The organism is Oleiphilus sp. HI0086 (assembly GCF_001635225.1).
The window spans coordinates 1-11,808 of record NZ_LWFZ01001424.1; the positions used below are offsets into that span (position 1 = coordinate 1).

An 11,808-nucleotide genomic window follows, 5' to 3' on the forward strand; every position below is an offset into this window, starting at 1 on the left:
CAAAATGCATCGATAGGTCAGATTTTTTATCTATACTTAATAAAAATATTAAACGAAGCCCCTTACATTCCGAGTGGGCATTCGCCAATCAAGGCAACGGATAAAGCCCAAAGCTATGACACAACAACAAGAGCTGGCACTTTACGCGACCCCGGAGCACGATTGCAGCTACCTACCGGGCATGCAAGCAAGCACTGTCTTTGCCGACCCAAAAGTTATCATCGACACGGATACCTATAGCGAACTTTCAGCACAGGGTTTCCGTCGTAGCGGACAACATTATTACCGCCCTCACTGCACTAGCTGCCAAGCTTGCACACCAATACGCGTGTCTGCACCAAACTTTCAAAGAAGCAAAAGTCAGAAAAGGGTGTGGAATAAAAACAGCCAAGTGAAAGGTAAAATTCTTCCAGCTGATTTCCATGAAGACCACTACTTACTATATGAGAAATATATCCACAGCCGTCACGCGGATGGAGATATGTACCCGCCGAGCCGCGACCAATATAGATCGTTCCTGGTAAATGGTCACAGCACAACACAGTTCATAGAATTCTCTGAAGGCGACCATTTACTTGGCATTGCCGTTTGCGACCAACTTAATGACGGCCTTTCGGCCATTTACACGTTCTTTGACCCTGAGCTTTCGGCTAAAAGCCTAGGAACCTACGCCATTCTCTGGCAAGTGGAGGAAGCCAAAAATCGAGAGCTAAGTTACCTGTATTTAGGCTATTTTATTAAGGAATGTAAGAAAATGGCGTACAAAACAAAGTTTTCACCTTTTGAGGCCAGAATTGGTGATCAGTGGTATACAGAAGAACAGCTGATAAACATCAGAGACCAGCTACTGAGTTCTAGCGAATAATCCTCCAGCAACTTCTTTTTAGCCCCTCAAACCCGCCATAAGTGCAATTATTTTACTGATCAATAAACAAACATTTTGCGTAATCCTTCGGATTCAGGCAGAATGTCGCACTTTTCTAATAACGAGCTTTAATTCGAGGTGATAATTAGCCTCTTAAATTTCAGGCTTGTTGTAACTAAACGCTCAATTATTTATGAGGTTACGCTTTAATGGCGAAAGAAGATGTCATTGAAATGGAAGGGACGATTATAGACACCCTTCCAAACACCATGTTCCGTGTTGAACTAGAAAATGGCCATATTGTAACGGCTCATATTTCTGGCAAGATGCGTAAGAACTATATTCGTATACTGACTGGTGACAAGGTTAAAGTTGAAATGACGCCTTACGACCTAACTAAAGGCCGTATCACCTACAGAGCTCGCTAGATTATTTCGTCTGGGCTCGCGCTCATTCGCTTAAGCGAGACTTTATAGTCATAAAAAAAGGGTAAGAACCATGTTCTTACCCTTTTTTTCGTCAATAACAACCCTTAGGCTGGCTCTTGCTCATAATCAAAGACAATCTCATTATCTCGAAGATTAATATGGACATCGCCACCTTCAGCCAAACTACCAAAGAGAATTTCTTCTGCTAACGGTTTCTTGAGGTCTTCCTGAATCAGACGAGCCATTGGTCTAGCACCCATAGTTTCATCATACCCCTTCTCTGCAAGATAGAGCTTCACTTCATCATCAACATGCAGCACAACGTTCTTCGCATCCAGCTGTACTTGTAATTCCATAAGGAACTTGTCGACAACATAGCAAACTGTTTCTCTCGATAATGAAGCAAACGGAATAATGCCATCCAAGCGATTTCTAAACTCTGGCGTAAATACCTTATTCAAAGCTTCCATACCATCTGAAGAATGGTCTTGCTCATTAAAACCAATTGAGCGTCTACTAATTACTTCCGCACCAGCATTGGTTGTCATCACCAACACGACATGCCTAAAGTCAGCTTTGCGGCCATTGTTATCGGTTAAGGTGCCGTGATCCATAACCTGCAACAACAAGTTAAAGACTTCTGGGTGCGCCTTTTCAATCTCATCAAGCAATAAAACGCAGTGAGGATTCTTATTGACCGCTTCGGTCAATAAGCCACCCTGATCATAGCCAACGTACCCAGGAGGCGCACCAATCAAACGACTGACGGTATGTCGCTCCATATACTCCGACATATCAAAGCGAACCAACTCAATACCTAATACAGTTGCTAACTGCTTAGTTACTTCAGTCTTACCAACACCGGTAGGACCAGAGAACAAGAATGCACCATCAGGCTTCTCAGGCGACTTCAAACCGGCGCGAGAAAGCTTGATTGCCGTTGATAAAGACTCGATTGCCTTATCTTGACCAAACACTAGCATTTTAAGATCGCGCTCAATATTCTTAAGCATATCTTTATCAGAACTTGTCACGCTACGAGGAGGAATTCGCGCTATTTTAGCCACCACATCTTCAATATCCTCGACATCAATCAAGTCACAGCGCTGATCAGCTTCTTTCAAACGCTGACTAGCACCCGCCTCGTCTATCACATCGATGGCCTTATCAGGCATATGACGATCAGTAATATAACGTTCAGCCAGCTCTGCTGCGGAGCGCAATGCTTCATCCGTATACTTGAGTTCATGATGTGCTTCAAACTGAGGTTTCAGACCTCGCAGAATTTTTATCGTATCCTCAACATCCGGCTCATTTACATCTATCTTCTGGAATCGACGCGCCAATGCGCTATCTTTTTCGAAGATGCCTCGGAACTCAGTGAACGTAGTCGAACCAATACAACGAATCTCACCAGAACTAAGTAGTGGCTTCAGCAAATTAGATGCATCCATAACGCCACCTGAAGCAGAACCCGCACCAATGATCGTATGAATTTCATCAATAAATAAAATAGCATGATCTCGCTTCTTCAGCTCAGCTAGCAGAGCCTTAAAACGTTTTTCAAAATCACCACGGTATTTGGTTCCTGCTAATAAAGCACCAAGATCTAAAGAATAAACCTCAGCATCAGATATAATTGCTGGAACATTTCCATCAACAATCTGCTTAGCTAAACCTTCAGCTATCGCCGTTTTACCAACACCCGCCTCCCCTACTAACAAGGGGTTATTTTTACGGCGACGCGACAGTATCTGTACAACTCTATCAACCTCTTTCTCGCGACCAATCAGTGGGTCAATGCGACCTAAGCTTGCCTGTTCATTCAAGTTTGATGCATAGCTCTCGAGCGGATTACTCTGGCCTGACTCTTCCATACCTTCTTCAGAAGACGCCTCACCCTCTTGCTCTGGCTCGGAGTCATCGGAAATTTTGGAAATACCATGCGAGATATAATTTACTACATCAATACGCGCGATATTTTGTTTCTTAAGCACATAAACAGCCTGACTTTCTTGTTCACTGAATATAGCTACCAAAACATTCGCGCCAGTAACTTCTTTCTTACCAGAAGACTGAACATGAAATACTGCACGCTGCAAAACTCGCTGAAAGCCCAGAGTAGGCTGAGTTTCTCGCTCTTCATCACTCGCTGGAATAAGTGGTGTAGTCGAGTCTACAAACTCGGTTAACTCCTCTCGAAGCTCCGACAATTCGGTACCACACGCACCCAGCACTTGTAGTGCGGCATCATTGTCGAGCAAAGCCAATAGCAAGTGCTCAACAGTCATAAATTCGTGACGCTTCTCACGGGCGCTTCGAAACGCTTCGTTCAAGGTCAGTTCGAGGTCCTTACTTAACATCTTTCACCCCAGAAATTATTATTAATTCGCTCAATGTGATTACCCATGTAAAACGCAGAACTATATCTATAAAGCTCTAGACTGCTTTGATTTCACACAATAATGGGTGATCACAATCAGCCGAATATTGATTCACCAGCGCCACCTTTGTTTCTGCAATGTCCCGACTGAACACGCCACACACGGCATAACCTTGAGTGTGAACAGCTAACATTACCTGGGTCGCCTTTTCTTCATTCATAGAAAAAAACTTTAATAGCACCTCAACAACAAAGTCCATCGGCGTGTAGTCATCATTTAACATGACAACCTGATACATCGAAGGCTGTTTAAACGCTGGCTTAGCAGGAGCGACAAGCAGATCATCTTCATGACCTGGATCATTTTGCGTTCCTTGAGCTAATACTAGTAGAGAATCTTTAGTTTTACTCATAGTTTGATACGAATTTTTACATTTCTCTTTATTTGGGGGTAGATACGTATTTTGCAACAACTGAGCTTATAAAGAAATCGCATAAAGAAAAACATGAGCAAAACTATCGAAAGAATTACGGCCAGGCATCATATCTTTCGCCCAAATCGCTTGACAGCATTAAGAAAATATTTGACAGTAGCGACTTGATGCGCTTTGCATCGGAATACAAATAAAAATAAAACTTCAGGTGTTTGAACTTTTACATGCCCAAGAACCCAAAAAGGCAGTCTGACATCCTTGAATTCTTTATTCAGGATTGCCAAGACACATAGTTCGAACGCAGGAGACACGGGAGTCGATAATGCCTCAAGGTACAGTAAAGTGGTTCAATAATGCAAAAGGCTATGGGTTCATCATCGAAGACGGTGATAATGAAGATCTTTTTGCTCATTTTTCTTCAATTCAAATGGAAGGCTATAAAACCCTTAAAGCAGGGCAGCCGGTCAACTTTGAAAAGCAGCCAGGCGACAAAGGTTTTCACGCTGTAAATATTACGGCAGTTGAAACGGTTCAACCAAGCTCCGCTGCACATGACGTAGACCATGACGAGTTTATTTCTGTTGAAGAAGCAAATGGTTCTGAGTTTCAGCCTAGCCATCAAGCACCATTGAACACGGAAACAAAAACATCAACAGAGCAAGAAGCCAAAGCAGTTTCAGCTTGAAACTGAGAGCCTGCCCTTCCTCTAGAGATAGCAGGCCTTTAGCCATTTACTCTTAACCCGATTTTATACAAAACCGGGTAAATCACTTGCCATTTATATGGCAGACTTTTTCCTGTCCGCGTATTATGTGGCCATGCCTACTATTTTCCTATTCAACAAGCCTTATCACACACTATCTCAGTTTACTGATAATGAGGGCCGCTCAACGCTTTCAAACTTTATTAAAACCCCCAAAATATACCCCGCCGGCAGACTGGACTACGACTCAGAAGGACTATTGATCTTAACTGGCGATGGGCAAATGCAAGCTCGAATTGCCGACCCGAAACACAAGCTCCCCAAGACCTATTGGGCACAGGTAGAAGGGGAGATTAGCGATGAAGCCCTTAACAAATTGCGTAATGGGGTAACACTTAAAGATGGGCTAACACGTCCAGCTATTGCCGAACGAATTAAAGAGCCCTGCTTGTGGCCGAGAACCCCACCAATAAGGCAGCGCGCAAATGCTCCAACATCCTGGCTGGCATTAACGATCACCGAAGGAAAAAACCGCCAAGTGCGACGAATGACTGCTGAAGTCGGCTTCCCAACACTCCGCCTGATTCGCGCAGCAATTGGCCCCTGGTCTATCGACAACCTACAACCAGGCGAACATAAAAGCCTGGAAGTTCACCTACCTAAGCAACGAGAAAATAAAAAACATTCTTCTCGTAATAAAGGACGCACCCATTCAAGCAAAAAGAAGCATCCACACAGAAAAAAACCTAGTTAGCACCAGTGCGATACGGCACATAAATAAACTAAACACCACTTCAAAGCTAATTTGCTAAGCATATAGGCAAGATTTTTGGCTTATAAAAATTTAGGTGCTATCATTCGAGCCATAATAAGCAATAATAAATCATAGACTTACTAACCACGCTTTTTCTAACGAGTCGACTAAATCGCTCACCAAGAAATAGTATAAAAAGACTTTCATTATTAATGGAGAGCCCATCATGGCAATTGAATTACCAGCACTTCCCTATGCAATTGACGCACTAGCGCCACATATTTCTCAAGAAACTCTAGAGTTTCACCATGGCAAGCACCATAAAACTTACGTTGATAAGTTGAATGCTGCGATCCCTGGAACCGAGTTTGAAGGCAAGTCCCTTGAAGACATCATCAAATCTTCAAGCGGCCCAGTATTTAACAATGCAGCCCAGATCTGGAACCACACTTTCTACTGGAATTGCCTAAGCCCAAATGGCGGCGGCGAGCCAACTGGCGCAGTAGCCGAGGCTATCAATGCAGCATTTGGATCTTTCGCTGACTTCCAAGCTCAGTTCAACGACAAAGCTGTTAACAACTTTGGCTCTAGCTGGACTTGGTTAGTTAAGAATGCAGATGGTTCTTTGGAAATTGTTAACACTAGCAACGCTGGAACGCCGATGACTGAAGGCCAGACTGCCTTGCTAACTGTTGACCTATGGGAACACGCTTACTACATCGACTTCCGTAATGTTCGTCCGAACTACCTGACAGCGTTCTGGAAGCTGGTTAACTGGGAATTTGTTGCAGCAAACCTAGCAGCATAATTCTTCTGAACCTCCTTAGTGACTAAGGAGGTTCAATCTCCCAAGCCTTTAACCAAAGCTCTTAGCTTCATCCCACTTAATAGCAAAACGATAAAATAAGAAACGATTCCGACGACAACCAAAGCTAGCAACTTAGTTATTCGCTCCCAAACACTCATATCAAACCAAATTTCGGTTTCAACATTCATCCAGGAAACCGCCAACACCATCGCAACAACAGCAACAACTATCCGCAGCACAAATAAAGCCCAACCTTCGCTTCTATGATAAACATCACGCTTCACTAAGCCACTCAAAAGCCACAAAGCATTCATCCAAGACGAAAGCGCTGTCGCTAATGCCAAACCTGTATGTTGCAAAGGCCAGATCAGAATCAAATTGAAAACCATGTTGGCACACATCGCCCATATGCCAATCTTTACAGGCGTCTTCATATCTTGTCTTGAAAAGTACCCGGGAGCCAAGACCTTAATCAACATAAATGCCAAGAGCCCTAAGGCATAGGCACGTAAGCTCATTGCCGACATATAGACATCGCGTTGTTCTAATGCACCGTAATAAAATAGCGACGTCACCAAAGGTTCAGCAAGAACAATCAAAGCAACAGCTGCCGGAACGCCCATCAACAGAACTATCCGTATAGCCCAGTCCAGCGTGTCAGAAAAAGCTTTGTGAGACTGACTGCTATGCTTTCGAGACAAACTAGGTAAAATCACTGTCGCAATGGCAATACCGAAAATCCCCAAAGGCAACTCAGCTAAACGATCCGAATAATAAAGCCAAGAAACGCTTCCTGTTTGTAGAAATGACGCTAACACTGTATCGAGCAACAGATTAATCTGGCTTACAGAAACACCAAATAGTGCTGGAACCATCAGTATAAAAATACGTCGAACACCTTCATGACGATAATCCAGGCGTGGCCGAGGCATCAAGCCCATTTTTATCAAGAAGGGAAACTGAAAAAACAGCTGTATCAGGCCTGCAATAAAGACCCCCCATGCCAAGCCCATGACTGGCTCTGTAAATAACGGCGTTAACCAAAGCGCCGCTGATATGAGCACCAAGTTAAGCAAAACAGGTGTAAAAGCGGGTATCGCAAAGTAACCATAGCTATTCAATATTGAACCAGCAAAAGCGGTCAAAGAGATCAACAGCAAATAGGGAAAGGTTATCCTCAACATATCGCTGGCAAGGTTATATTTTTCTGTATCCTCAAGAAAACCCGGAGCAAACAAAGCCGTTAGCCATGGAGCGCCCATGACCGCTAAAGCCGTAATAAGTAGTAATACCAGCCCCAACACACCTGCAACCGAGTTAACCAACTGCCTGACCTCTCGCTCAGTGCGCTGACTACGGTATTCAGATAACACTGGGACAAAGGCCTGGGAAAAAGCACCTTCTGCAAATAGACGCCGAAAGAAATTTGGAATTTTAAAGGCTACAAAAAAGGCATCTGCCCCCGCCGAAGCACCAAACAGGTTTGCTACGACAACATCCCGCACCAAGCCGAAGACCCGGGACAACATAGTCATTACTCCAACAATACCGCTTGAGCGAAGCAAACCACTTGCCTGCTTTGCTTTAATATTGCTCGACACCCCCTCCTTTGGAGCATTTGTTTTATTCTCGTTTTCCATATGCACTCGTAAACCTATTCAGTATCAGCGCGAAGCATACTTGGCTTGATATCAAAAGCAAAGACGCCCTGCCCAGAAACATTTCTCTTTTCAAAGCATGGATAAAAGTTGAATCCGAGTATTTTCCTTCTATGCTTAATAAATTAGCCAATCACTCGTTTATATTACACAGGACTAAGACAATGGACGAACAAGATATTAATCGATTGATGCTGCACTACGAGCAGCTGTATCGGAAGTCGAATAGGGAGATTATTAATCCTGAAATCGAGGCACTTTCTACCAGCGATTTAAAACCCATCGTCAATATCGTGGCCCAGACCCGGGCAGCTTATTTAAAGTTCATGTATGAACTAGGAAAAAAATATGATGATCTTGATGACTCACCGAGTGCCGAGGAATTAAAAAAACTCAAAACCCTGCGCCTTCGCTTTGAAGAGCTTGCTGAAGGAGCAAAAGCTTTTGAGACATCAATTCAGAAGGGCTATCTAGATCTAAAGACTAATTAAGCGACACACTTACAGCTGGGGATTCAGCACCAGCTGTTGATTTTCTTGGTCAATTTTAAACTCAAAACGCTTGAGAATATCCATCCCCAAAAGCCCATCATAAGTAAAGTCAGATAAGGGCAAAACTCCCAAAGTAACATCCCCCATTGATAATCCTCCAAGCGAGACTTGACCCACCTGCACTTTGCTCCCTTTGACGGAGCCATTGGCGGTCTTGAGCAGCAGCTCATCTGCCTCATCTAAAAGGCTAGGCAAATATTCTTGAACAAACTCTGTCTTCACGACAGTCATTGAAGCACCCGTATCAATCATTAGCGACAAACTGTGCTCGTCATTAACAAGCAGCTCAAGCAAATAGTGCTCACCAATAGTTTGCAAGGGAACGATATACTGACTAGAACGGTCTCTAAGTTCAGCAATGGTATTTTCCAATAGCTGAACCTCCTCGCCATATTTAAGGTCATGCCTTGCTGACACAAGGCTTAGTTCAGCCTCATCCCACTCCTCAGAGACAATTAGCCAGTGAGCCAGGGATAAATAATAGGGGGTATACTCTGGCTGAAAACTCACCAACTGCCTAAAGCTCGCAATTAATAAATCATGCTCACCAGCTTTCTCCAGCGTTTGCTCCAGATGTTGCACAAAGTCTTGAACACCATTCAGGTAGGCATCTTCAAACTGAGAGTCCACCAGTAGACGCAAATCGTACAAGTAGACTATTGCGTCCTGAACATTACCTTGAGCAAGTTTTTGCTTGGCAACACTAAAAATGACCTGAAAGTCAGTCTCGGATAGCTGAGCCTTATTCTCAAGCTGATCGGCAAGAAGCTCGATATCGGTCATTTCGGTTTTTGTAGAAGTACTGTCAACAGAATCCAGGCTAGCCGGTTTCTTTAAATTCTGCTCCTTTGAGCGCAAGTTTTTTAGGCGCTGCTCATTTCGAAGCAAATCTCTCTGAGAGCTGGAAACTTGCTGATCGAGACCAGCAAACCAGAACTGCTGCGCTAGCCAACCCAAAGATACTCCAGCACAGAGCGCTAATAAGTAGCCTGACGTTCTATTCAAGATAAGCCCCCTTTCAGACCAGTGATAGCTCACTACACCACTCATGAAGACGCGGACTACCTATTCTGAACTTGAAATATTTTTCTTTGTCTATTCAGATGAACCCGTTGACTTTGGCGCAGTGTCAAATCGTTTAAAGACTGTTTCCGCCAACCTTGGAGTCTGACGTACCGAAACAGCACTATTATCATCACTCAAGGTATTAACAATAGCATACTTGGAATGACGACTAAGTAATTCCTGACCTGAAGCACCCTCTTCCTCCGAGACAGACACGTCATAAGAAAGGACATCCAGCAAGCCCTCAAACAACGGTTCAGCGCCACTCGCTTTCTGATAAAGCACTCCGCCAATAACCGTCTCAACAACATCATTCAATACGCCAAGCTCTGAGCCAAGAGAGCCATCGTTATCGTCAATTTCATACAAGGTAGGTGTCAGCAAGCGTCCTTCATCAAGAACCTGTTCATCAAGCGCTTCCTGATGCGAGGACGTCAATAGATATACTGTCTGCCTATCAGCCTCGTCACCACTCAGGTCAAGCATGCGCACCCATTTACCATCTTCATCGCTTGCCTCAGTACGAATTGAGCCTGAGTCAAGACTAGCATCAGCACATACTCTAGTTAATACCTGATTAGGAGTGCAAAACAGTGCTGTAGATTCAAATTCGGTAAAAGAAGAGAAACACGTACCCTCTGCCAGATCAGCCCCCGTACATCGGTCACTCCCACCACCTTCTTGGGAACCCAGGTCACACTCAACACGAAGGTAGTTTTTATAACACTCATTACTTCTCACCGCTCCTGGAATCAAAGCACTGATATATACGTTGTTATTTTCAACAAAGTGCTCCAGAGCATATAGATCTGATTCAGCACCAAACATAACATGCTCACGTACTGATTTTGGCGCTGACAAAGACTGCTTATAAAAATAACGAACAATCAGATCTTTTTCGAGCATTGATGCAGATAACAACAAGCTGTCTTCAAAAATACTCACTTCATACTTATTCAAGGAATCTGCCAAGTACTGCATATAACCAACGAACTGGGCATCGTTCTCTGTATTATTCAACTCCCCCAAGTGCTCAAAAAACTCGGCAGAACAAATATTTCTGCCAGACTGGCTCACATCATGTTCTTCTTGAGTCTCACACAAGTCTGCAACATCCTGCTCCAACTGACAGCCGAGATCGGCATCACAATCCGTTATAAACTGCCAGGAAGAAGCCGTGACATCATGAGCGGCATTACAAGCATCATCCTCTTCGTCACAGCGCTGATAGTCGAATTGTGAAAACGTTTTCTTGCGTCTGTGTGCTTGTTCCTGATAGATAAATCCGTCATTTGTCTCAACAAGGTAGTCATGACTGACGCTATCAGGCGTAAATTGGTTTTGTAAAAATGGGTAGGTAAAAATCTTCCCTTCATCAATGATCACTAAGTCATCATCATCATGATACGCTTCTACTTCATAAATCCCTGGCTCGACACCCCCCGCGATATAAGGAGCATAGCTGCCGATATTTATTATCCGATCGGTCAATATTGTGCCGACATCACTCTGAGTCTTTGCAAAAAACTCTGTGCTTGCATCGACAACAAAAATATCCTGATTCATTTGGACCAGGTATTGATAATTATCCAAGGTACGTACATCAAAGAGATAAAATGGAGACGTAAACCCATTCGCGTCAATTGATGGGTAGGAAGCAAGCTCTCTGGTTTGCGACCATACAGAATTCCTGTCCTGGTCAAAAAACTCTAACTTCCTCAGCGCAAAGCTATAACCAAGGTAACCATAATTTAAAATATATTCCCCTGCATTATCCGGGTTATCAATCCAGCCAAACACTAACTTTGCTTTAGCCTGAGCTTCATCAACAATAAGCAACTCATCAGTAAGAGAGGGGTCTGTAAACGAAGCATCGAACTGATAGTTTAAGGGTAGTTCATAATATGTTCGACTTGCATCCATGTTTTCACACGCTGAACCGTCTTCCTCATCGACTGCGGTCACAACATAAACCGACTCCGCATGCCTAACCGAAAAGGTCTCAACGGTACCGGTACCGGAATCAGAAAGAGAAGAGACGACTAGCTCTTTTGGATGAATCTCACATATTTCATTCTTAAAGTGATTGATAGCCTTGAGTTCATTCGTTTCATGGTCAACTTTATAGACGGTATCGGTACTCACCAAGATTGAAATAT

The 11,808-nt window shown here is 43.6% G+C and carries 11 protein-coding genes; 6 read left to right on the forward strand and 5 right to left on the reverse strand.

What is annotated here, in order from left to right:
* Nucleotides 1–115 precede the first annotated feature (115 nt).
* Together A3756_RS24240 and infA are read left to right on the forward strand one after the other, a co-directional pair.
* On the forward strand, nucleotides 116–865 hold the full coding sequence (locus A3756_RS24240) for an arginyltransferase (RefSeq protein ID WP_068516266.1): 750 nt from the start codon (nucleotides 116–118) through the stop codon (nucleotides 863–865).
* A gap of 209 nt (nucleotides 866–1,074) precedes the next feature.
* Nucleotides 1,075–1,293, forward strand: coding sequence for a translation initiation factor IF-1 (gene infA / locus A3756_RS24245; RefSeq protein ID WP_068516263.1), 219 nt, complete (start codon nucleotides 1,075–1,077; stop codon nucleotides 1,291–1,293).
* 104 nt (nucleotides 1,294–1,397) lie between these two features.
* Here infA and clpA read toward each other — a convergent pair whose 3' ends face one another.
* Nucleotides 1,398–3,656: an ATP-dependent Clp protease ATP-binding subunit ClpA gene (gene clpA, locus A3756_RS24250; protein ID WP_068554912.1), complete on the reverse strand. Its 2,259-nt coding sequence runs from the start codon at nucleotides 3,654–3,656 to the stop codon at nucleotides 1,398–1,400.
* A gap of 76 nt (nucleotides 3,657–3,732) precedes the next feature.
* Nucleotides 3,733–4,089, reverse strand: coding sequence for an ATP-dependent Clp protease adapter ClpS (gene clpS, locus A3756_RS24255; protein WP_068516258.1), 357 nt, complete (start codon nucleotides 4,087–4,089; stop codon nucleotides 3,733–3,735).
* Nucleotides 4,090–4,432: 343 nt separating this feature from the next.
* Here clpS and A3756_RS29090 point away from each other — a divergent pair, with 343 nt between their 5' ends.
* The 3 genes from A3756_RS29090 (at nucleotide 4,433) to A3756_RS24270 (ending at nucleotide 6,375) form a co-directional block, all read left to right on the forward strand.
* Nucleotides 4,433–4,795, forward strand: coding sequence for a cold shock domain-containing protein (locus A3756_RS29090; RefSeq protein WP_082865482.1), 363 nt, complete (start codon nucleotides 4,433–4,435; stop codon nucleotides 4,793–4,795).
* 133 nt (nucleotides 4,796–4,928) lie between these two features.
* Entirely contained in the window at nucleotides 4,929–5,567 is a 639-nt protein-coding gene (locus A3756_RS24265; RefSeq protein WP_068516250.1) for a pseudouridine synthase, read from the forward strand.
* Nucleotides 5,568–5,793: 226 nt separating this feature from the next.
* Nucleotides 5,794–6,375 carry a superoxide dismutase gene (locus A3756_RS24270; RefSeq protein WP_068515364.1) on the forward strand — a complete coding sequence of 194 codons (582 nt, stop codon included), beginning with the start codon at nucleotides 5,794–5,796 and terminating at the stop codon, nucleotides 6,373–6,375.
* Nucleotides 6,376–6,407: 32 nt separating this feature from the next.
* Here the strand turns inward: A3756_RS24270 and murJ are convergent, their stop codons facing one another.
* Nucleotides 6,408–8,015 carry a murein biosynthesis integral membrane protein MurJ gene (gene murJ / locus A3756_RS24275; protein ID WP_082865483.1) on the reverse strand — a complete coding sequence of 536 codons (1,608 nt, stop codon included), beginning with the start codon at nucleotides 8,013–8,015 and terminating at the stop codon, nucleotides 6,408–6,410.
* A gap of 182 nt (nucleotides 8,016–8,197) precedes the next feature.
* Between murJ and A3756_RS24280 the strand changes: the two genes are divergently transcribed.
* Complete coding sequence (locus tag A3756_RS24280) at nucleotides 8,198–8,524, forward strand: hypothetical protein (protein ID WP_068554914.1); 327 nt, start codon at nucleotides 8,198–8,200, stop codon at nucleotides 8,522–8,524.
* Nucleotides 8,525–8,533: 9 nt separating this feature from the next.
* On the opposite strand, the gene A3756_RS24285 is transcribed toward A3756_RS24280, so the two are convergent.
* Both A3756_RS24285 and A3756_RS28300 read right to left on the reverse strand, forming a co-directional pair.
* Nucleotides 8,534–9,589: a TIGR02281 family clan AA aspartic protease gene (locus A3756_RS24285; protein WP_197470141.1), complete on the reverse strand. Its 1,056-nt coding sequence runs from the start codon at nucleotides 9,587–9,589 to the stop codon at nucleotides 8,534–8,536.
* A gap of 90 nt (nucleotides 9,590–9,679) precedes the next feature.
* Nucleotides 9,680–11,808, reverse strand: a 2,129-nt coding sequence (locus A3756_RS28300) for a hypothetical protein (protein ID WP_197481519.1), incomplete at its 5' end; no start/stop codon positions are given.